The sequence below is a fragment of the Streptomyces rimosus genome (assembly GCF_008704655.1).
GTDB classification, from domain to species: domain Bacteria; phylum Actinomycetota; class Actinomycetes; order Streptomycetales; family Streptomycetaceae; genus Streptomyces; species Streptomyces rimosus.
Genome location: NZ_CP023688.1, coordinates 2,168,389 through 2,190,479, shown reverse-complemented (window position 1 = coordinate 2,190,479; position 22,091 = coordinate 2,168,389). Strand labels below are relative to the sequence as shown.

Sequence of the window (22,091 nt, the reverse complement as noted above, 5' to 3'; positions counted from 1 at the left end):
CCAGTGAGCACGGAAGCCTTGCACCGACTCGTCGTCAGCGGAGACGTCTGCGGATCCGGACGGCTGGGGCTGCGTGCCAAGCTGCGGATGCGCGAGGCGATGTACGACGTCTTCGAGGCGGGGTTCGCCGCCGTGGGCGTCACCGAGGAGTCCTTCCACCTGGAGGACCGCGGGGACGGCGTCCTCGTCGCGCTCGACCCGCACGTACCCTCCGCCCAGTTGGTCGGGCCCTGGCTGGAAGGCGTCTACCAGCGGCTGCGGCAGGTCAACGAAGGGCGCGCGGAGCCGCTGCGGCTGCGCGTCGCCATGCACGCCGGGCCGGTCGTCCGGGACGAGAAGGGCCTGGCGGGCCGCGCGGTGGACCTCGCCTGCCGGCTGTGCGACAGCGGCACGGCCAGGAGCGTCATGCGATTGGCGGACCGGGCGCCGCTGCTGTTCGTGGTCTCCGACTCGCTGTACCGCGACGTGGTGGCCGAAGGCGGCACCTGCATCGAGCCCGAGCACTACCGCAGGGCGCGGGTGTCGGAGAAGGAGACGGACGAGGAGGCGTGGTTCCACGTCCCCCGGCTGCCGCAGCCGCCACTGCCGGACGCGGCATCACAGGAGGCACCGCCGGACGCGGCGGTGCGGGCGCGGGAGCGGCCGTGCGCGACGGGGGTGCGCGCGGCCCGGGGCCCGGCGCCGGAGCAGGGCGGCGGGACGGGGCATGGGGGTACGGTCCCGCCGCCCGCTTCCGGGCCCGGACCGGCCGCCGGTCCGGCCCCGGCCCCCGCGCCCCAGCCCCCCGCGTACGCCGCCAAGTACCGCTTCGACCACATCGGCGGCAGCAACCAGATCTACGACGGCAACACCTTCAACGGGGACTTCACGGGCGTACGGCAGGGCGATGCCGCGGCGGCGCGGGGCGACGCCGCACCGCGACGGCCCGCGACGGACGCCGCCGACGACGGCACCGGAGCCGAAGGCGGTGCCCGATGACCGACGTCGACGATGGAGCCGCACCCGCCGGCGAACAGCCCCCGCCGCAGCCCGAGGGCAGGCCCGCCAAGGACGACGACGCCGCGAAGGCCGCCAAGGACGGCCGGGCCGAAAGCCCCGAACAGCCCGAGGAGAAGCCGCGGCTGGACGCTCCCAAAGGCAGCCCGCTGGGCGGCGCGGGGGAGGCGGGCGGCGCCCGCACCGCCCGCGAGGCCCGCACCAACCTGCACGTCGAGGGCGACAGCCAGATCTACGACGGCAACACCTTCTACCAGACCCAGGTCCGCGTCGGAGTCGGCGCCGACACCGTCTTCGTCGACGGCCCGGTGCCGGACGAGGAACTGGAGCACCTGGCCCGGATCTACTGCCCGGCGCCCGGCTACGACGCGATGCGCACCCGGCTGGAGCGCACGCACCTGCTGGCGCTCTGCGGCGAGCACGGCACCGGCCGTACGACCACCGGCCTCGCCCTCCTCAGGGACATCGCCTCCGGAGTGTCCCGCCTGGACCCGTCCACCGCGCTCGGCAGCGTCGACCAGGACAAGTTCGAGGCCGGCCGGGGCTATCTGCTCGAACTGCCCGCCGACGACACCTCCGTGGCCGGCGCCGACCAGGGCGACGGCACCGGCCACCGGCCCTCCGAACTGCACCTGGACCGGCTCAGCGCCCTGCTCGCCGGGCGCGGCGCGTACGGCGTCCTGGTCGTGGGCAGCGGCGACTTCGCCGACCGGCTGGTGCGCGGCCGCTACGGCGCGCTGTGCGTGCCGCCGCCCGCCGACGACGTCCTCGGACGCCATGTGGCCGACCTGCTCGCCGACGCGCCGCTGGAGCTGCGGCACCTGGCCCTCACCAACGCCCGGCGCCCCGACGTACGGCAGGCGCTGGGCCTGGACGAGCTGCGGCCGGGCGAGGCGGCCCGGCTCGCCACCCATCTCGCCGCGCACGCCAAGGGCGACACCGACGACGCCCAACTCCTGCGCGAATGCGCCTGGTTCGCGCCCCATCAGGCGCAGGAGTGGTTCGCCGGGGCCGACCGGCCCGGCACCCTCCCCGAGGCGCTGCCCGCCCTGCGCGCCGCGGCCCTGCGGCTGTCGCTCGCGGTCTTCAACGGCTCGGCGGAGAGCCTGGTCACCGAGGCCGGCGAACTCCTCGCCTGGGAGCTGGCGGTCACCCTCGACCCCCAGTACGCGCCGGGCCGCTCGCTGTTCACCGCGCAGACCGCCGCCCGGCTGGCCGCGGCCCGCGCCGTACCGGGCCGCGGCGTCGAGGATCTGGGCGACGCGGCCATCCCCGTACGGGTGGCGCGATTCCAGGGGCGCAGGCTGGCCACCGCCGTCCTCTTCGAGGCGTGGGACGGCTACCACAACGCCCGCGGCCCGCTGACCCGCTGGCTGCGGTCCCTGTGCGACGACCAGCGCCCCCAGATGTGGGTGCGCGCCGCGATCACCGCGGGCGCGCTGTGCGCCCGCGACTACCTCTACGGATTCTCCGAACTGCTGCTGCCGCTCGCCCGCGCCGACAGCCCGGTGCAGCAGATGGCCGCGGCCACCGCGCTCGCCGAGGCGTCCCGCGCTCCCGAGGTGCAGCCCGCCGTACGCGGCCTGCTGCGCGACTGGGCGCGCGGCGAGGACCGGACCGCCCGCGAGACGGCCGCCTTCGCCCACGGATACGGCCTCGCCGCCGGCTCGGTCGCCGCCTCCCTCGACGAACTGGGCCGGATCGGCTCGCGGGAGGACGACGGCAAGTCCGTCGACGCCGCCTCGTACAGCGTCGTACGGCTGCTGGCGGGCCCCGAACCGGACGTCGTGCTCAGGCGGCTGGCCCGCTGGCTCGGCGACCGGCGGCAGACCCGCCAGAACCTCGCGCTGATGGTGGTGCTGCGCGCGCTGTCCACCCGCACCTCCCACCTGTGGGGGCTCAAGGACCGGCCCGCGCTGGAACCGTACGGCTCCTGGCCGCTGGCGGCGGCGCTGCTGGCCGCCCACCCGGAACGGGCGCCCTGGCTGGCGGACCTGGTGCACACCGCGCTCGGCACGGCGCGCTCGGGCGCCGCGGCGCAGCAGGAGACGGGCCGCTGGATGCGGCGGGCCGCCAAGGACCAGCGGCAGCTCGACGTGCTGTGCGCATTCCTGCCACGGCTGGTGGAGGGGCGGCGCGACCGGGACCGGTTGCTGCTGCTCGTCGCCCGGCTGGAGCGGGACAGTGACGAACCGCTCGCCCCCCGGGCGGCCGCCCGGATGCGGGCGGTGCTGGAAGGAGAGGGACGACGATGACGCAAGACGGCCGACACGGCGCGCAGCACGGCCAGGGGCCGGGGCCGGGCGCGCCCGCGGGGCAGGGGCCGGGAGGCGGAGCTGCGGTGCGGGGGCCGCTGGTCCGGGAGTACGAGTCGTCCGGACGGTTCCGGCGGCCCAGCATGCAGGTGGCCGCGGTGCTCCGGTACGAGAACGGCGGCTACAGCGTGATGTGGCCGGACCGCCGCGAGGACGTCAACAAGCCGCTCTTCCGCGGCCCGTTCCGGGTCATGGAGGTGCGGATGGGCTGGCATGTGACCGAGTTCCGCACCGAACTGCCCGCGGCGGGCGACGCGGAGTCCTTCCGCGCGTCCGTGGAGGTGCGCTGGCGCGTCGTGGACGCCTACGCGACGGTCTGCGCCAACGTCTGGGACCTCGCCGGGTACTTCTCGCCCGTGCTGCTCAAGGCGCTGCGCGGGGTGACCAGGCGCTACCGCATCAGCGAGGCCGAACGGGCCGACCGGGCGGTGGAGGCCGAGCTGGCCGACCTGCGCCTGGGCGAGGAACTGGGCCTGGAAACGGATGTGTTCGTACGGATCGACCTGAGCGAACGCGGCATCAGCGCGGAGCGGCAGCGCACCGAGATCGACCACGAGGGCGACCTCGCGCGGCGGCAGCACGCGGAAGAACTGAAGAAGGAACGGCGGGAACAGGAATTGACCCGGATGCGGGCCACCGAGCTCCAGGAGATGCTCAGCGGCAGTGACGACAGCCGGATCGCGTGGTTCATGGCCCGGGACAAGGCCCGTGCCTGGGACATCCACCAGGCGATCCTCCAGGAACGCCGCGAGGAGCGGGCCCTGTCCATCGAGACGGTGTTCCGTTTCGTGGACGGCGGCCTGATCGAACGGCACGACCTCAACGACCAGACCCTGGCCGCCATCGACTTCCTGCGCTCGACGACGAGCGGGGTGGTCGGGCGGGCGGCCGACTCCTTCCTGGAGCAGCCGCGGCGGCGCGAGCTGGAGGACGGCTCGCACGGCGCCGAGCGCGACCGGGTCCGCGAGCGGCAGCGGATGGACTGGGCGCACGAACCCGATCCGGACGCCGCGCCGGCGCCCGGACGGGAGCCCGTGGACGGGGATCCGGCGTACGACGACGACCGGTACGGCAGCGACGACCGGTACGGCGACGACGGCGGATACGCCACCGAGCGCGGCGACACCCCGTACGAGCAGAACGACCGCGGCCGGGTCTACGAGCCCGACCGCGTCCAGCCCGCCGCCGAACGCGACGACCACCGTGACAAGCCCGCGCCGCGCCGCGGCCGGGGCCTGGACTGGGGGGACGAATGACCACCTGCGCTCCGCCCGCGCCCGTGTCCGCACCGGCCCCCGCCCATGGGGCCTGTCACTGCACCGCCTCCGCATCAGGCCCCGACTTCGTGGCCGAGCGCCTGCTGAAGGCCGTACGCGAAGAGATCAGCCGGGCCGACACCAAGGCGTCCGTCATGATGACCGGCGCCACGGCGGCGCTCGTGCTGCTCTTCGGCCGGGACGGGCAGCTCCTGGCGATGCCCGCCGTCCGCGCCGCCCTGCTGATCACCGGCACGGTGCTCTGGACCCTGGGCATAGCCATGTTCGTCGCGGCGGTGCTGCCCCGCACCCGTACCGCGGCGGACGGCTGTCTGACCTTCTTCCCGCAGCTGACCCGGGGCGCGTCCGCCGAGACCCTGCTGCCGCGGGTCGCCCTCGCGGGCCTCGACACCGGGCAGTGGGCCGTCGAGCAGGCGTGCGCCCTCGGGCGCATCCTCGGCACCAAATACCGCTGGCTGCGCTGGGGTGTCGGCTGCCTGGCCGCCGGGGGCTCCTGCGCGCTGGCCGGAGGACTGTGGTGAGCGCGGCGCACCGGACCCGGCGCAGAGCGCGCCGCGCCGTCGTCGCGGCCCTGACCGTGCTCTGCGCGACCGTACCGCTCGGCCCGCCGCCCGCCTGGGCCGCGCCCACGCCCACCGCCCCGACGGCGGGCCCGGCACCCGTCGACTTCTCCGTCGTCGTGGACGCCTCGGCCAGCATCGACAAGGACGCGCTGGCCCGCGAGGCCGAGGCCGCCGCGCTGATCGGCCAGGGCGAGATCTCCGAGCGCTCCCGCGCCGGCGTCATCGGCTTCGGCAGCGCGGAGAAGGAGGGCCAGCAGCCCGTACGGGAAGTCTGCCCGCCCACCGTCGTGGACGCGGCGGGCCGCCAGCGCATCAGCGACTGCGCCCGTCGCCTGACCGACCGCGCGGACGCCGGCCTCGGCCCCGGCACGGACTTCCCCGCCGCCCTCACCCAGGCCCTGACCCGGCTGCGCGAGAACGGCACCGAAGGCGCCGCCAAGGTCGTCTTCCTGCTCACCGACGGCAAGCTGAACGTCGAGGACAGCCCCGCCTACGGCGCCGACCCCGCCGCCCGGCGGCAGGAGGGCGAGAAGCGGCTGCGCGAGGTGCTCGACCGGGCGCGCCGCGAGCACGTGCAGATCTGGCCGTTGGGCTTCGGCAAGGGCATCGACAAGAAGGCCCTCCAGCAGATGGCCGACGGCGGCTACCGCAACGGCTGCGCCGACCTGCCCGGCGCCCGCCCGCGGCCGGAGGTCGTGGACGGCGCGGCGGACGTGGACCGGGCGCTCCAGGGCGCGTTCGCCGCCGCCCGCTGTGCCCGTGTCGAGCAGGGCACCAGCGGCAAACCGCCGGGCGAGCTGGAGGTGACCATCCCGCCGATCGCCACCGACGGATCGATCACCGTCACCAAGCGCGACCCGCGGGTGACCGCCACCTACTACGACCCCAAGGGCCGCAAGGTGCCCCTGCAAGGGGAGTTCGACGGCTCCCGCTTCGAGGTCAGCGGCCAGGACGGGCCGGTCGAAGCACTGCGGGTCAAGGACCCGCTGCCGGGGAAGTGGCGGGTGAAGCTGTCCGCACCCGAGGGGCACCGGGACCAGCCCGCGACCGTACGGGCCATCTGGCAGGGCGTGCTGCGCTCGTCGGTCACCCTGGAGCCGTCCGCGCCCCGGCCCGGCGAGAACGTCGTCGTACGGATGCGGCTGCAGACCCGGCGCGGCGTGGTGATCACCGACCCCGGGCAGCTCGCCGGGGTGCAGGCCGCCGCCCAGCTGTCCGGCGACGGCTTCGAGCCGGTGGACGTGCCGCTGCGCGACGACGGCAAGGGGCCCGATGACAAGGCCGGTGACGTGCTGTTCGGCGCCTCGGTCACGGTCCCGAAGACGGCCGCCGGGGCGCTGCGGCTGACCGGCGCGATCGCCGCGCCCGGTATCACCGGCGACCGGCGGCCGTACGACACCCGCGTCTCCTCGGGGCCCGCGCCGGTGGTGGCCGGTGTGACACTGGAGAGCCACGAGGTGCACCCCGGCGGTACGGTCGGCGGCAAGCTCGTCGCCCGCAACAACGACAGCCGCCCGCACACCCTGCGGCTGGGACTGGCCGACCAGTCCACGGCGGCGGCCCTGCGCATCGGCCCGGCCACCGTCACCGTCGCACCCGGCGCGCAGCAGCCGGTGCCCTTCACCGTCTCCTTCGGTGCCGGCACCCCGCCGGGCGACGCCGGCGGCCGGATCACCGTCACCGACCGGACCGACGGCGGCCGGGAGGTCGGCTCCGCCTTCCTGACCGTCACCGTCACCCCCGCGCCCACCTGGTGGGACCGCTGGTGGTGGGCGGTCGTCGGCGGCGCCGGACTCCTGCTCGCGGCCGCCGCGGTCATCGGCATCCGCGCCACCGCCGCGCGCAGGCAGGAATCACTGCAAGGGCTCGTCCTCGAACTGCGCCGCGACGGCACCACGCTGGGCGAGCTGAAGGTACGGGGCGCCCGGACGCGCACGTTCTGCTTCGCGGTGGACAACCCGTCCTCGCCGCGCCCCGGCCTGCGCCGCCGGGACGCGGGCTCGGCGCAGGCGTACCGGCTCCAGCGCAGGGGCGACGGGCTGCGGCTGCGCGCCCCCAGGGGCGGCGAACAGCCGGTTCCGCGCGGCGCGCCCGTCTCCCTCGACCACGACCTGGAACTGCTCGTGCGCGGCGGGCGCGGACCGGGCCGGGAGCGCACGGGCCAGGGGCGCCGGCCGGGCACGCCGGCCGGCAGCCGGAACACGGCCGGCCGGTTCACCGGGCGGTTCGGCCGGGGCGCCGCGCCCGGCGGACGCGGCCCCTCGGCCAACGGCAATGGCCGGCAGCCCGGCCCGGCCGGAGCCGGCGGTCCGGGCGGGGCGAGCGGATCGGCCGACTATGACGGCGCGTTCTGAGGCGTCCGCGCCACCGGGCGGCGGCCCGCGCACCCCGCCGCCCGGACCCCCGGCAGCACCACGACTCGCAGCACAGGCCGCCCCCGACGGGCGGACGAGGGGAGCGACACCATGAAGATCTACCAGCCCATGCTGTTCCTGGGGCTGGGCGGCACCGGCGCCCGGATCGGGGCCGAGCTGGAGCGGAACCTGCGCCGCGAGCTGTGCGGACCGGACGGCACCGACCTGGTCGGCCGCGGCACGCAGCGGGCCCCCTTCCAGCTGCCGGACTGCCTGCAGTTCGTCTACGCGGACTTCAGCGAGAGCGAGCTCGACCGGGTGCCGCACCTGAGCGCGCGCGGCCCCGAGGCGGCGGCCTTCGCCCGTACCTCCCGGGCCGTGCACAACCTGCTGCCCACCTACGACAACTCGCCCGAGATGACCCGCATGCTGCGCATCGCGAAGCATGACGAGACCGTCGGCTGGCTGCCGCCACGGATCGACGAACCCCGCGTCTCCCCGCTGCACACCGGCGCCGGACAGTTGCCCACCGTCGGCAGGGCCGCGCTGTTCGCCACCATGCGCAACGGCCCCGACCAGGTGCTCGGCCCGCTGCGCGACGCGATCGACGCGCTCAGCAATTCGGCGGGCGACCTCCAGGAACTGGGCGGCGGGCAGATCCGCGGCTACGACGTGTTCGTGGCCTTCTCCGTCGCGGGCGGGACCGGCGCGGGGATCTTCTACGACTTCCTCCACCTGCTCGGGCACGCCTTCCACTCGGTGAACCTGCCGGGTGCCAAGATCTATCCGCTGGTCGTGATGCCGTCGGCGTTCCCGCCGGAGTCCGGCGGCGGCCGGGAGGCCGAACTGAACGCGGCCCGCGCCCTGGTGGACCTCTCGCACCTGGTCGACGACCAGAACGCGGCGGACGCCTCCGACGTCCTCGGCCACGGGGAACAGCGCGGCTCGCTGAGCGTGGACTACCCGGAGCTGGGGACGGTCAGCCTGCGCTCCTCCACCGTCCAGACGGCGTTCCTCTTCAGCCGTACCGCCGGGATGCGCCCCGACGACCTGCGCCGCTCCATCACCGCCATGGTCACCTCCCTGATCGGCACCGACCTGGGCGAGGAGAACGTCCGGGGCCGGGCCGACGACGCGTACCAGTCCTTCGCCGCCAGCTTCGTCAACCGCGGCACCAGCCGGTCGGCCGCCGCAGCCACCGGCATCGGCCTCCAGGGCATGTCCACCGCGCTGGCCGCCTCCATGACCGTGCCCGTCGACGAACTCGCCGAGATCGTCGCCGCCCGCATGCTCGCCTGCGCCGTGCGCGGCCTGGTGGAGCGGGCCCGCCAGGGCGGCAGCGACCAACGGGCGCTGGTCGCCGAGGCGTTCAAGGAGTCCGGCATCGAGGACATCTGGACCCGGGAAGCGCTGAAGGTGGAGGCGCCCGACCCGCTGCCCAGGGGCGCCAGGAACATCACCACGGCGCTGCGCGACCGGCTCGGCGACATGGAGGACCAGCTCGCCCAGCTCGACCGGCAGCTGGACCGCCGCTCCGTGGAGCTTGCGGAGCGCTTCAACCCGCGCCGCGGTCTGCTCTCCCTGCTCAAGAAGCACGACCCGTTCCGCCTGGAGCGGGTGTTCACCGGCAACCCGGGCGACCGCGACCGGGTCGCGCAGGCCGGTTTCTCCGGGATGCTCGACAACCGGCGCAACCGCCCGCAGCGCCCCGAGGGCGTCGACACCAGCCCGCCGCAGGTGCCGCGCATCGGCCGCCGGATGGCCGGTGTGGTGCCCGCGCGCTGGGGCGACCCCGAGGTGGACGCCGCCCTCCAGGAGCAGGACGCCTGGTACCGCTGGGCGGCCTGCCGGGTCTGGCATACCCGGTGGAAGGAGCAGGAGCCCCGCTGGCGCCCGCTCGCCGACCGGGCCATGAAGGACCTGACCGCGCTGGTACGGGCCTTCCGCGACCACGAGGAGGAGGAGAACGACCTGTTCCGCGAGCGGCGCCGCGAGCTGTACCGCGAGGACCGCACGGGCGTGTCCTACCTCCTCCCGCCGCAGAACACCCTGGACGCCTTCTACGACGACGTGCTGACCCGCCTCCTCCAGCGGGAGGGCATCCCGGACAGCCAGGACGAGGCCGCGCTGCTCGTCCGCATCATCGAACCGCAGCACTGGGAACACGCCCTGGAAGCCGTACAGCGCTCGCCGCGCGCCGTCGTCAAGGAGGTCAAGCAGGTCCTGGAGGCCCGTATCAAGAAGCTGTTCGGGGAGGCCGGCGTCCACCAGGAGCGGCCGCTGCTGCCCTCCCTGGGCGACCTGCTCGCGGCGGCGTCCGGTGACGAGGAGTCCGTCGAGGCGGTGGACGAGAAGTGGCTCGACCAGTTCCGCTCCCAGCTCGCGGGCCTGCTGCCGGCCGGGTTCACGCCGGACGGCACCGGGAAGCTCAAGACGCTCATCGTGCGCCCGCAGACCAAGGCCAAGGGCAGCGTGGACCGCTTCCTGGAGCAGTCGCTGCTGCTGCCGCGTGACGAGAACCGGCTGCCGGCCGAATTCCGCGCGGTGCCCACCGAATCCATCACCGTCGTGCTGTTCCGCAGCGAGATGAGCCTGACCGACATCTCCGAGGTGCGGCAGGTGCTGCGTCTGTGGGGCCGGGCCAGGGAGCGGGAGGGGCGCGAGGACCACCTCCAGTGGCGCCAGCGCACCGGCTACCGCGACTCCTGGCTGGCCAGCACGGAGAGCGACCGGCAGCGGGTGCTCCAGCGCATGCTGTGCGCGATGTGGAACGGCCGGGTCGAGGTCAACGGCGACCCGCTCTCCCCGGACAGCGTCTGCTTCCGGCTGCGCAGCGGCGACTCGGCCACCATGACACTGGCCCTGGAGCCGTACGACCAGGACGTCTCCAGCTGGTCCGACCTGCTGCGGGCGTACGAGCGCTGGGCACTGCTGGACGCCGGGTCGGCGGTCAAGGACTTCTGCTCGGTGCTGATGGAGGCCCTGCCGGACGGGCTGAGCACCACACCGAGGGACCCGGACCCGCTGTTCTGGACCTTCCTGCGCAAGGTGGCGCCGCAGCAGGCCGCCCGGCTGCGGCAGCGCGCCCGTGACCTGGACGCGGACGACCAGGAGTGGATCGAGCCGCTGCTCCACTTCTGGACCACGACCCTGGAGGGCGCGCTGAAACTGCGCTTTCCCCGGGGCCTGCGGGCCAACCGGCCCTCGCTGCACGCCCTGGCGCAGGCCCGGTCGCCGAAGGACGGCGGCACCCCGCCCCGGCTGCACCAGGTCAACGGGCACGAGCCGGCCGGTGAGGACCGGGCACGCGAGACCCGGCCGTACGGGACCGATCCCTACGGGGCCGACCCGTACGAGACCGATCCGTCCGAGAACGGACGGTACGGGCCCGAACGGCACACGAAGGAACGGCACGCGAACGAGCGGCACACGAACGAGCGGCACACGCCCGACCCGTACGAGCCGCCGCCCCGCCGGAAGACCGGACCGCACGAGCGGCGCCCGGAGGCCGAGGGGACGGCGCGCCCGGCGGGCCGTGACGACGACGACCTGTGGGCCGACCCGTGGGACGAGGAGCCGAGGGAGGAGGACCTGCTGTGAGCTCCCGGACCACCGCTCCGGTCGTCACCCTCGACCTGCGGGACGGCCCCGGCGACCTGGCCGGCGCGGACGGGCTGCACCGCGCCGTCCGCGCCGCGCTCGACGGCACCGCCGGGCAACAGGCCGAACGCTTCCTGCTCGTGGACACCGCCGACGGCCTCGCCCGCCACCAGCGGACCTACGAACAGGTCCTCTCCTACGGATCCGGGCACGCGCTGTGCGTCGCGGTCGGCGCCCCGCCCGCCGAACCGGGCGACGGCATCGCCGTACCGCCCGCGCCGACGCCCTGGGCCCTGAACCGGCCCTCGCCGCTGCGCCCGCCCGCCGTCGGCGTGCTGTGGGTCCTGGACCCGCACGGCGGCACGGCCACCGACCCCGCGCCGGGGGAGGACGCGGGCGCGCTCCGCCCGCTCCTCGAACTCCTCGCGGCACCCGCCGTGTTCGACGCCGTCCTGCACGCCGTCTCGGAGGTCCCCGACGGTGTTGCCGTGCCCGCCCTGCGCGTCCTGGAGCACGACCTCTCGCCCACCGCCCGCGCCCGCGTCTGGCGGCAGGCGCTGGCCGACCTGGTCGGCCAGGACGACCCCGGCGGCCGCATCTCGGTCGCCGACCCGGAGGCGGGCGGCGTGCCCGCCGTCCTGGCGCCGCTGGTCGGCGCGGGCATGCCGCGGAGCGTGGAGCGCGCGGAGTGGCGGCGCGCGGGCGGCGAGGCCGACGAGCGGTTCCGGGCCTGCGAGGCGGCGCTGGACGAGGCCGAGGAGGTGTACGAACGGCAGCGCGGCGCGGGCGGCCTGCTGCGCGGCCCGGTCGGGGACGCCGACCTCGCCGAGAGCCTGGACGCCGCCGCCGGCGAACTGGCCGCCTACCGCGAGACCGTCGCCGAGACCCTGCGTGACGGCGACGGCGTGGGACTGCCCCCGGAACAGCGCCGCCGGCTGTACGAGCACGGCATCGACCTGCCGCGGGTGCCGGAGGCCGCCCGCGACCGGATCGGCCCCGGTCTGCGCGGCTTCGCCCAGAACCTGCTGGCGCGCCGGCTGCCGCTGCGTTCGACGGCGGCCCGGCTCAGTGCGCTGTCCGACCTGGCCACGCCCACCGGCAGCGCGGCCCGCCTCGGCAGGCTCGACGAGCTGTGCCCGCCGGACCTGCCGCGGCAGCTGGCCGGGCCGCGGCCGTTCGAGGTGCGCGGCGCGGCGTACGGGGAGCTGGCCGGCGGCTGTGCCTTCGCCGCGGCGGCGGGGCTGTGGCCGGGGCCCGGCTGGGCGCTGGGCCCGCTGGCGGCGCTGGCCGCCGCCGGGCTGACCGCGCTCGCCCTGGCCCGCCGCCCCGGCCGCGCCGGGGACGGGCACCTGGACGGCGGCGGACAGTCGGGCGCCCTGGCGCAGTTGTGCGCCGGGCTGGCCGGCGCGGCCATCGGCATCACCCTCGGCCACGCCCTCGCGGTCCCCGCCTGGCTCGGGCTGAGCATGCTGCTGGTGGCGCTGATCGCGCTGCCGCTGCTGGCCGTACGCCGGTGGACCGGGGCCCTGGACTCCTGGTGGGCGGCGGGCGGCGGCCCGGAGGGGCGGGACGTGCTGCACTCCCTCGACGGGCTGCTGGCGGACGCCGTCGTACACGACTGGCTGCTGGCGGACGCCCGGCTGTACTGCGCCGACGGGGCGCGGGCGGTGGCCGGGATGATCCGCCGCGCGGCGGCCGCCGCCGAGGGCCGCGAACCGGTGCCCGCGGCGGGCCACGACGGCGGTGGGCGGGCGGGCGCGCAGGCACCGTCGGACGGCCTCCTGGACGACGACTGGTTCGGCCCGTCGTACGACCGGCGGGCCGCGCCACAGCCGTCGTACGACTCCTTCGAGACCCCCGGCCCCCGGTACGACGACACCGCGCAGAGCTGGGACGACTGGGACAACTGGGACCGCGGACCGGAGCCCGGGGGACGGGACGGCGCCGGTGCCGCTGACGCGGACACCGCGCACGGCACCCCCTGGCAGGACCCGCTCGCCGACACCGACCCGCCGCCCCGGCAGGCCGCGGACGGCCCCGCGCCCGCACCGGCCGCCGTCCCGCCCGACGACGTGCCCGTCCCCTGGCTGGAGCGCGAAGCGGGTGACGGCGGGCCGGAACTGGTCGCCACCCTGGTCGGCGACCTCGCCGACGGCATCGCCGGAATCCTCGACCCGTACTGGGGCGCCATCGAGCGCGACCCCGGCGCGGCCGCCGCGCTCCCCGTCGACCGGGAGGTACGGGCCCTGATCGACGGCGAGAGCGCCCGGCTGGCCAGGGACGGCGTCGCCGCGGCCCCCGCCTTCGCCCGGGACCCCGCGTCCCGGCCGGACCCGGCCGTCCTGCTCGGCCTGGCCCCCGACCGGGTCACCCGCGTCCTCCAGGCGCACGGCGACGGCACCGGCACCGTCCCGCTCTGCGCCGCCGAACACCGCCGGCTGCTCTCCCGCGACCGGCACGCCGCCCGCGGGGTGCGCTTCGCGCCGGACGTGACCCGGCACGGCGGCGGCCCGCCGCCCGCCGACGACATGGTGTGGACGCCGGCCGGCCGGTACGCCGGGGTCTTCCGGCTGCTGCCGCTGCGTACCGGATCGGTGCGGACGGTCCGGCTGCGCGGGGACGTCGGCACCCTGAATGAGGGGGCGTCATGAACGAGTGGGGGGAGCGGCCGGAGGCGGTACGGACCTCCGGCCACGCGCCGCAGGACGGTGCGGCGCGAAACGGCGGCCGCCCGGCGCGGGACCGCGTGGAGCTGGCCTTCTTCACGGACGAGGGCACGCCGGCCCGGTTGCCGGCGGTCTGCTGGGACGAGCTGCCCGCCGGGCAGCAGCGGCACCCGCTGCGCGCCCGGCCCATGACGCTGGGGGAGGACTGGCGGGTGATGCAGTACCGCCTCGCGCACACCGCGCGCGGCGACCACCGGGCCCGCGACCGGCTGGAGGCGGAGGTGGGCGTCGGCCTCGCCGTGCGCCGGGCGTTCGGTGACGCCCCGTACCACCAGCTGTTCGCCCGGTTCGGCGGCTACCACCTGGACGTACGGGAGCCGTTCGTCTTCTACGAGCCCGCCCGCGGACGCCCGCTGGCGGCGCTCGCGGGCCGGGCCACGGTCAAGGAACAGGAGCGCATCCGCAGTGAACTCGTCCTGGCGGTACGGCTGTTGGAGGCGGTCGACGTGGTGCACCGCGGGCTGACGCCGCACACCGTACGGTGGGACGGCCGCCATGTCCGGCTGCCCGAACCGTGCCTCGCCACCCGCGCGGGACACCCCCGCGAGGCGCTCGGCGAGGCGCCCTGGGCCGCGCCGGAACAGCGCGCCGGACACGGCACCGCCGACCCGCGCGACGACCTGTGGAGCGTGGCCCAGGTGATGTACCACCTGGTCACCGGCCGCGAAGGGGATCCGGACGGGCCGCCGCGCGACCTCGCACGGCTGCCCGCGCTCGGCGTGCTGTCCGGCGCGTTCGCGCCCACGGCACGCGAGCGCGACCACCCCGCCGAGGTGCTGCGGATGCTCAACAGGCAGGACCCGCTCCAGGGGCGTCCGCTCCCGGCCGACCCCCTGGATCCGGGGCGCCGTGCCTTCGACGATGAACTGGCCCGCAAGCGCGCCGCGTTGGGGCTGGACGGCGATCCGGTGGCGGAGACCGGGCCCGGCCGGACGCCGGGCCGCGGACTGCGCGCGCTCTTCGGCGCCGGCCGTACGGGCATGGGAGGACGCCGGTGAGCACGTACCCGATGGGCCTCGGCCCCCGCCCCGTGGTGTGCCCGTACTGCCTCGACCCGATCGCCTTCGACGAGGACCGGCTGTACGTACGCGACGAGACCAGCACCTTCGTCCGCCTCGACCTGACCGGCGAGCACAACCCGCTGCGCCGCCAGGACGCGCTGCGCGAGGCGTTCCAGATCTGCGGCAACACGGCCGGGATGCCCGAGCACTACCTCCCCGCGCCCTATCTCACCAACGGCGAACCGCTGACGGTGGCCATGGTCGGCAGCTCCCGCGCGGGCAAGACCCACCTGCTCGCCTCGATGATCGGCGAGGTGGAGCGCGGAGCGCTGGACGCGCACGGGCTCAAGGCCGTCCCGCTGCACACCGACTCGCACCGCTCCTACCTCGACGACCGGGTGCTCAGGCTGCGCGCAGGCGAGACGCTGGCGCACACCGAGCAGACCGACTTCGCCGAGTTCGCCGACGGGCTGCTGGTCAGCCGGGGCGGCACCACCCGGCCCGTGGTCTTCTTCGACCTGTCCGGCGAGGACCTGGAGCGCACCGGCCGGGTCACCCGGTTCCTGGCCGCCGTCAGCGCGTTCATCTTCGTCGTCGACCCGCTGCGCGCGCTGCCGCTGCCGTATCTGGACGCGGTGCGCGACCGCACCAAGCAGCGCACCGACGACCTCGGCGACCGCTCGTTCGGTACCGTGCTGGACCGGGTGGGGCGCGACGGCCCGTACGTGGACGCGGCGGCCGCGATCGTGGTGGGCAAGAGCGACCTGATCCGCTTCGAGCCGGCGGTGGCGCGCTGGCTGACCGCCCCCGAGAACGCCCGGCCGTCGGCGCGGGCCCTGCGCGCCGAGAGCCGCGACGTCTACGCCTTCCTGCGGCACCACGGCGGGCCCGCCTGGCTCAAGCCGTTCGCCGACTGCGCGCGGTGCACCCTGCACTTCGCGTCCGCCACCGGCGGCCAGGAGGACGCCGGCGGCTTCCCGCAAGGCGTCCGTCCGCGGCGGGTGCTCACCCCGCTGCTGTCGGTCTTCGCGATGTGCGGGCTCCTGCCGGGAGCCGACCCCCAGGAGGTGGGACTGTGAACGCGACCGAAGCGGTGCACCAGATCGTCTTCCGCTGGGACGCGGACCACGCCGTCGGCGGCGCGGGAGTGGGGCCGGTCGCCTGGTCGGGCAACCGGGACGGGCTCAAGCCCCTCTACCGCAGGATCGCCCCGCTGCTGCGCGTCCCCGACGAAACGGCACGCGAGAGCCTGGCCCGGGTGGAACTGCCCGCCGAGGCGGGCGCCGAGCGGTCGGTCCTGCTGCTCCGGCGAATTCCCGACCGGGACCGCGGCGGCCGCCCCAGCACCTGTTCGCACGCCCTGCTGGGCAGCGCGTCGGTGCTCACGCCCGGCCGCTGCCTGGGCCTGCACGACTGGCGCTGGGAAGGCAGCGGCATCAACCTGCGGGAGGCCGAGGGACGCACCCTGGAGTGCGTACCGGCCCGGACGCTGTGGGCGGCGGCCGACCGTACGGCACCGGCGCTCACCGAGCGGACCGGGCGGTTCCCCGAGGAGCTGACCGCGGTGCTCGCCGAGCGCCTGCGCCGCCCCCGCCGGCGCCTGTCCGTCCTGGACCACACGGGCGGCGAAGGGCCGGTCCCCGTCCTGTGGGGGCTGCGGCAGCTGGTGGGGCCCGCACTGCCCGACTCCTGGTCCTTCGCCACCCACGACACCCGGGACGGCGGACCGTTCCGCTACGTCTTCGTGCCGCGCTGGCCCAAGACGGCCACCCAGGACCAGCAGCTGACCCGACTGGACCCGGCACGGGCGGGGCGCGGCACGTCCGGCGGCGACGGCCCTGACGACGGCCCGCCCGACCACGGCGACCAGGCCAGGGACGCCGCACAGCGGCTGGTCGAGCACTACCTGGAGTACCGCTACGACCCCGAAGCCCTGCGCGAGACGCGCCGCGCGCTGGCCGAACGCCACGTCTTCGAACAGGAGCGCCTCGACGAACGCGTCCGCCTGGTGCACGAGGCGCTGAAGTGGCTCAGCCACGCCGTGGACCACCGCCGCTCCCGTACGGACCCGCCTCGTGAGGCGGTGTACGACCGGCCCGCGGAGGTGCCGTACGACGACCGGGTCTTCGACCACATGCGGCAGGACCAGGAACAGCAGACGTACCGGCGGACGTACGAGAGCCCGGACCGGCCCGCGTACGACCGGGAGACGTACGACCGGCCCCGCGAGGACCGGACCCCGCCGTACGACCCGCCGTACGAGGAGCGCGCCGGGCAGTCCTACGACCCGCGCCAGGCCGTCCGGGCCGACAGCGGCTTCCCGCGCGACGTGACCGCGGACGTCCTGCGCAGGGCGCTCCACCAGAACGGCGACGACGCCGCGCGCTACCTGCACAACAGCACCGACGACGTGCTCCTGGAAGTGCTGGAGGACGGCCTCCCCGCGGCACAGGCCGACCGCGCGGCCCGCGTCCTCATCGACCGCGCCCCGCACCGGCCCGCCAGCGGCATCCGCGTCGTCTGCGAACGCCTCCTGCTGGCCCACCTCTTCCTCGGGCCGGGCGGCGGGCACCGCGACGAGGACCCGGTCACCGGCCCGGACGGCCGGATGCGGGTCCGCACCGCCGTGCTCCTCTACGACGAGCTGGTGCGCCCGTACACCGAACAGGGCAGCGCCCCCGGCCTGTTGCCGCGCTTCCTGCCGGAACTGTGGCACGGCCACGGCGGACGGGGCCGCGCGGTGCTGCGGCAGCTGCTCGACGACGGCCGGCCCACCGGCTTCGGCGACAAGGGCTGGAAGGCGCTGTTCGACACCGCCACCCGGACGGCGGCACAGCCCGAGCGGGAAGAGACACGCCCCGCCCGGCCGCCCGCCCGGGGCACCGGCCGCGGCTTCCGCCTCCCCGCCCGCCGCTCCCGCGACACCCGCCCCCCGGACGACCCCTACGGCGGCACGGACGACACGGCCGGCCGGCTGTGGCTCATGGCGCTGCTCATCCTGATCGTCGTCCCGGTGATCCTGATCGGGGTCATCGCGCTGGCGGGGTCGTAGAGCACCGGCGTCACACGCCGCGGCCACGGCCCTGCCCGTTCGAGGGGCCGCCGCGGCCCCCCAACCGCGAAGATGGCCCCATGGGATTCCACGTCGACTCCGAGGCCGGGCGGCTGCGCCGCGTCATCCTGCACCGCCCCGATCTGGAGCTGAAACGACTCACCCCGACCAACAAGGACGCGCTGCTCTTCGACGACGTGCTGTGGGTGCGCCAGGCGCGCGCCGAGCACGACGCCTTCGCGGACATCCTCCGGGACCGGGGGGTCGCGGTGCACCTGTTCGGTGACCTGCTGGCCGAGACCCTCCAGGTTCCCCAGGCGCGCGAGCTGGTACTGGACCGGGTCTTCCACGAGAAGGAGTACGGGCCGCTGGCGACCGACCGGCTGCGGGCCGTCTTCGACGCGCTGCCCGTCCCGGAGCTGGTGGAGGCCCTGGTCGGCGGGATGACCAAGCGGGAGTACCTGGCGGCGCACCCGGAGCCGACCTCGGTGCGCTTCCACGTGATGGACCTCGACGACTTCGTGCTGCGCCCGCTGCCCAACCATCTGTTCACCCGCGACACCTCGGCGTGGGTGTACGACGGGGTGTCGATCAACGCCATGCGCTGGCCGGCCCGGCAGCGCGAGACGGTGCACTACGAGGCGATCTACCGGCACCACAAGCTGTTCCGGGGCGGCGGCTTCAACGTCTGGTCGGAGGGGCAGGCGGCCTATCCGTCGACCATCGAGGGCGGCGACGTGCTGGTGCTCGGCAATGGCGCCGTACTGATCGGGATGAGCGAGCGGACCACCCCGCAGGCGGTCGAGATGCTGGCGCGCGGCCTGTTCGCGGCCGGGTCGGCGCGCACCATCGTGGCGCTGGACATGCCCAAGCGGCGGGCGTTCATGCACCTGGACACGGTGATGACGATGGTCGACGGCGGGACCTTCACCCAGTACGAGGGGCTGGGCATGCTGCGCTCGTACACGATCGAGCCGGGCGCGGGCGACCAGGAGCTGAAGGTCACCGACCATCCGCCGGAGCACATGCACCGCGCCATGGCGGCGGCGCTCGGCCTGGACGACATCCGGGTGCTGACCGCGACGCAGGACGTGCACTCGGCCGAGCGCGAGCAGTGGGACGACGGGTGCAACGTACTGGCCGTCGAGCCGGGTGTGGTGGTCGCCTACGAGCGCAACGTCACCACCAACACCTTCCTGCGCAAGCGCGGCATCGAGGTCATCACGATTCCGGGCAGTGAGCTGGGACGGGGGCGGGGCGGCCCGCGCTGCATGAGCTGCCCGGTGGAGCGCGATCCCGTATAGGCCCCGGGAGGGGACCGGCCGGGTGCCCGGGGAAGGATGGGGGAGTGGGCCGCCGGGACGGCCTGCATAGAGATGCGAGTGGTCGTATACACTTCCAATCGTATCGATTGCCGCGACCTAGGAGCCACCATGGCGACGGACCTCAAGGGCCGCCACTTCCTCAAGGAGCTGGATTTCACCGCCGCGGAATTCGGCCGGCTCGTCGACCTGGCGGCCGAGCTGAAGGCCGCCAAGCGCGCGGGCGAGGAGGTCGTGCATCTGCGGGGCCGCAACATCGCCCTGATCTTCGAGAAGACCTCCACCCGCACGCGCTGCGCCTTCGAGGTCGCCGCCGCCGACCAGGGCGCCTCGACCACCTACCTCGACCCGGCCGCCTCCCAGATCGGGCACAAGGAGTCGGTCAAGGACACCGCCCGGGTGCTCGGCCGGATGTACGACGCGATCGAGTACCGCGGCAGCTCCCAGGAGGTCGTCGAGGAACTGGCGCGGTACGCCGGTGTGCCGGTCCTCAACGGCCTGACCGACCGCTGGCACCCGACCCAGATGCTCGCCGACGTGCTGACCATGCGCGAGCACGTGCCCGGCCGCCCGCTGCCGGAGATCGCCTTCGCCTACCTCGGCGACGCCCGCTACAACATGGGCAACTCCTATCTGATCACCGGCGCCCTGCTCGGCATGGACGTACGGATCGTCGCGCCCGAGGGCCTGTGGCCGGACGAGGAGGTCGTCACCCGGGCCAAGGAGCTGGCCGCGCGCAGCGGCGCCCGCGTCACGATCACCGCGGACGTGGCGCAGGGGGTGCGCGGCGCGGACTTCGTCGCCACCGACGTCTGGGTCTCCATGGGCGAGCCCAAGGAGGTCTGGGACGAGCGGATCGCGCTGCTCGGCGGGTACGCCGTCACGATGGACGTGCTGCGCGCCACCGGCAACCCGGACGTGAAGTTCCTGCACTGCCTGCCCGCCTTCCACGACCTCGGCACCGCCGTCGGCCGCGAGATCCACGAGCGGCACGGCCTGACCTCCCTGGAGGTCACCGACGAGGTCTTCGAGTCGCCGCACTCGGTCGTCTTCGACGAGGCGGAGAACCGGCTGCACACGATCAAGGCGGTCCTCGTCGCCACGATGGCGGGCCAGTAGGCCGCCGCCGGACCCGCGCGGCCGGGCGCCGCGCGGGTCCCGTACGGCCCGTATTGCATGGCTATACGCCCCAATGAGCGATCATGCAGCCATAACGGCTACCATCGAACCGGCGTACGGGGTCCGGGCCACCGCCCGGACCCCGCCCCGTGCCCGGCCCACCCGCCGCGCGCACCGCACCACCGCACCATCAGAGATGAGAACCACCCCATGCGTCCGTCAGGTTCTGGACTGCGCGTCAAGTCCCCCGACCTCCTCGTCGCCGAATCCGGCACGGACCTCGAAGGCCACGGCCTCAAGCGCACCATGGGGCTCTTCCAGCTCGTGTGCTTCGGCATCGGCGCCATCGTCGGCACCGGCATCTTCGTCGGCCTGTCCGACACCGTCGCCCGGTCCGGCCCCGCCGTCGTCGTCTCCTTCGTGCTCGCCGCCGTGACCTGCGTCTTCACCGCCTTCTCCTTCGCGGAGCTGGGCGGCGCCATCCCGGTCTCCGGCAGCTCGTACTCCTACGCGTACGCCACCCTCGGCGAGCGCGCCGCCTTCCTCGTCGGCTGGTGCCTGCTGCTGGAGTACGGCGTCTCGGTCTCCGCGGTCGCGGTCGGCTGGGGGCAGTATCTGAACGAGCTGCTGAACAGCCTGACCGGCTGGCAGCTGCCCGCTGCGCTGTCGAACCCGCCCGGTGACGGCGGCGTCGTCAACCTCCCGGCCGTCGTCGTGATGCTGCTCGCCGCGGTGCTGCTGGTGCGCGGCATCCGCGAGAGCGCCCGCGCGACCGCCGCGATGGCCGTGCTCAAGCTGGCGGTCCTCGTCCTGTTCTGCGCCATCGCCTTCACCGCCTTCGAGGACGGCAACCTCACGCCGTTCGCCCCCGAGGGCATCGCCGGCATCACCTCCGGCGCCTCGGTCGCCTTCTTCTCGTACATCGGCTTCGACGCGATCACCACGGCGGGCGAAGAGGTGAAGAACCCGCGCCGGAACGTGCCCGTCGCGATCATGATCTGCATCGGTGTGGTCACCGTGCTGTACGGCGTGGTCGCGCTGTCCGCCATCGGCGCGCTCTCCGCCGACCAGGTGGGCGACCGGCCCGCCGCGCTGTCCCTCGTCGTCAACCAGGTCACCCACTCCGCGGTCGGCGGCGGCGTGATCGCCTTCGGCGCGGTCGTCGCCATCGCCTCCGTCGTGCTCGCGGTCATGTACGGGCAGACCCGCATCCTGATGTCGATGTCCCGCGACGGCCTGGTCCCGCGCGTCTTCGAGCGGATCTCGCCGAAGACCGCCACCCCGGTGGCGGGCACCTGGATCGTGGCGGTGGTCTTCGCGGTCCCCGCCGCGGTGGTCCCGCTGGATGTCGTGATGAACCTGACGACCATCGGCACGCTCGCCGTGATGGCCGTCGTCAACGTCAGCGTCATGGTGCTGCGCCGCACCCGCCCGGACCTGCCGCGCCGCTTCCGGGTGCCGCTCTTCCCGCTCTGCCCGCTGCTCGGCATCGCCTTCTGCGGCTATCTGATCTACGGCACGGGCCCGGCGACCTGGCTGCAGTTCGCCGCGTTCCTCGCGGCCGGCGCGGTCGTCTACGCGCTGTACGGGCGGCGGAACTCGCGGCTGGGGCAGGGCGGTATGGAACCGGGCGGCGAAGCCGCGGAGCGCGCCGAGGTGCCCGCGGCCGTGTGAACCCCTCCCGGTCGGGCGCGGCCTCCGGCGGCAACGTGCCGCCGGAGGCCGCGGTGCGTTGCGCGCCATGCGGTATCGCGTACTCGTGACGA

General features: G+C 75.0%; 13 protein-coding genes. All 13 read left to right on the top strand.

Features of this window, described 5'->3' with window-relative positions; all coding sequences use genetic code 11:
• Positions 1-3: 3 nt before the first annotated feature.
• The 13 genes from CP984_RS08975 (at position 4) to CP984_RS08920 (ending at position 21,999) form a co-directional block, all read left to right on the top strand.
• On the top strand, positions 4-978 hold the full coding sequence (locus CP984_RS08975) for a nucleotidyl cyclase domain-containing protein (RefSeq protein ID WP_063604398.1): 975 nt from the start codon (positions 4-6) through the stop codon (positions 976-978).
• Positions 975-3,251 (top strand): hypothetical protein, encoded by a 2,277-nt coding sequence (locus tag CP984_RS41210; protein ID WP_003987026.1) that lies wholly within the window; start codon positions 975-977, stop codon positions 3,249-3,251. Before CP984_RS08975 ends, CP984_RS41210 begins: the two co-directional genes overlap by 4 nt.
• Positions 3,248-4,567 (top strand): hypothetical protein, encoded by a 1,320-nt coding sequence (locus CP984_RS08970; protein WP_129820896.1) that lies wholly within the window; start codon positions 3,248-3,250, stop codon positions 4,565-4,567. The genes CP984_RS41210 and CP984_RS08970 overlap by 4 nt, the downstream gene beginning before the upstream one ends.
• A complete protein-coding gene (locus CP984_RS08965) occupies positions 4,564-5,109 on the top strand; it encodes a Pycsar system effector family protein (protein ID WP_053800983.1) in 546 nt (181 codons plus the stop codon). Before CP984_RS08970 ends, CP984_RS08965 begins: the two co-directional genes overlap by 4 nt.
• On the top strand, positions 5,106-7,505 hold the full coding sequence (locus CP984_RS08960) for a vWA domain-containing protein (RefSeq protein WP_050498825.1): 2,400 nt from the start codon (positions 5,106-5,108) through the stop codon (positions 7,503-7,505). Before CP984_RS08965 ends, CP984_RS08960 begins: the two co-directional genes overlap by 4 nt.
• Positions 7,506-7,616: 111 nt before the next feature.
• Entirely contained in the window at positions 7,617-11,105 is a 3,489-nt protein-coding gene (locus CP984_RS08955; RefSeq protein ID WP_003987290.1) for a tubulin-like doman-containing protein, read from the top strand.
• Positions 11,102-13,756: a hypothetical protein gene (locus CP984_RS08950; protein WP_030181874.1), complete on the top strand. Its 2,655-nt coding sequence runs from the start codon at positions 11,102-11,104 to the stop codon at positions 13,754-13,756. Before CP984_RS08955 ends, CP984_RS08950 begins: the two co-directional genes overlap by 4 nt.
• On the top strand, positions 13,753-14,829 hold the full coding sequence (locus tag CP984_RS08945) for a serine/threonine-protein kinase (RefSeq protein WP_050498826.1): 1,077 nt from the start codon (positions 13,753-13,755) through the stop codon (positions 14,827-14,829). Before CP984_RS08950 ends, CP984_RS08945 begins: the two co-directional genes overlap by 4 nt.
• Positions 14,826-15,911 (top strand): TRAFAC clade GTPase domain-containing protein, encoded by a 1,086-nt coding sequence (locus CP984_RS08940; protein WP_050498827.1) that lies wholly within the window; start codon positions 14,826-14,828, stop codon positions 15,909-15,911. The genes CP984_RS08945 and CP984_RS08940 overlap by 4 nt, the downstream gene beginning before the upstream one ends.
• Positions 15,908-17,884: a hypothetical protein gene (locus tag CP984_RS08935; RefSeq protein ID WP_003981112.1), complete on the top strand. Its 1,977-nt coding sequence runs from the start codon at positions 15,908-15,910 to the stop codon at positions 17,882-17,884. Before CP984_RS08940 ends, CP984_RS08935 begins: the two co-directional genes overlap by 4 nt.
• Before the next feature lie 80 nt (positions 17,885-17,964).
• Entirely contained in the window at positions 17,965-19,188 is a 1,224-nt protein-coding gene (locus CP984_RS08930; protein ID WP_003981111.1) for an arginine deiminase, read from the top strand.
• 129 nt (positions 19,189-19,317) lie between these two features.
• Positions 19,318-20,325 (top strand): ornithine carbamoyltransferase, encoded by a 1,008-nt coding sequence (gene argF / locus CP984_RS08925; protein WP_003981110.1) that lies wholly within the window; start codon positions 19,318-19,320, stop codon positions 20,323-20,325.
• Between the two features lie 210 nt (positions 20,326-20,535).
• A complete protein-coding gene (locus CP984_RS08920) occupies positions 20,536-21,999 on the top strand; it encodes an amino acid permease (protein ID WP_003981109.1) in 1,464 nt (487 codons plus the stop codon).
• Positions 22,000-22,091: the final 92 nt, after the last annotated feature.

What these genes read in the sequence shown, in the direction of transcription:
- CP984_RS41210 (WP_003987026.1), top strand. Translation starts at nt 975, where the DNA reads ATGACCGACGTCGACGATGGAGCCGCACCCGCCGGCGAACAGCCCCCG.
- CP984_RS08970 (WP_129820896.1), top strand. Translation starts at nt 3,248, where the DNA reads ATGACGCAAGACGGCCGACACGGCGCGCAGCACGGCCAGGGGCCGGGG.
- CP984_RS08965 (WP_053800983.1), top strand. Translation starts at nt 4,564, where the DNA reads ATGACCACCTGCGCTCCGCCCGCGCCCGTGTCCGCACCGGCCCCCGCC.
- CP984_RS08955 (WP_003987290.1), top strand. Translation starts at nt 7,617, where the DNA reads ATGAAGATCTACCAGCCCATGCTGTTCCTGGGGCTGGGCGGCACCGGC.
- CP984_RS08945 (WP_050498826.1), top strand. Translation starts at nt 13,753, where the DNA reads ATGAACGAGTGGGGGGAGCGGCCGGAGGCGGTACGGACCTCCGGCCAC.
- CP984_RS08930 (WP_003981111.1), top strand. Translation starts at nt 17,965, where the DNA reads ATGGGATTCCACGTCGACTCCGAGGCCGGGCGGCTGCGCCGCGTCATC.
- argF (WP_003981110.1), top strand. Translation starts at nt 19,318, where the DNA reads ATGGCGACGGACCTCAAGGGCCGCCACTTCCTCAAGGAGCTGGATTTC.
- CP984_RS08920 (WP_003981109.1), top strand. Translation starts at nt 20,536, where the DNA reads ATGCGTCCGTCAGGTTCTGGACTGCGCGTCAAGTCCCCCGACCTCCTC.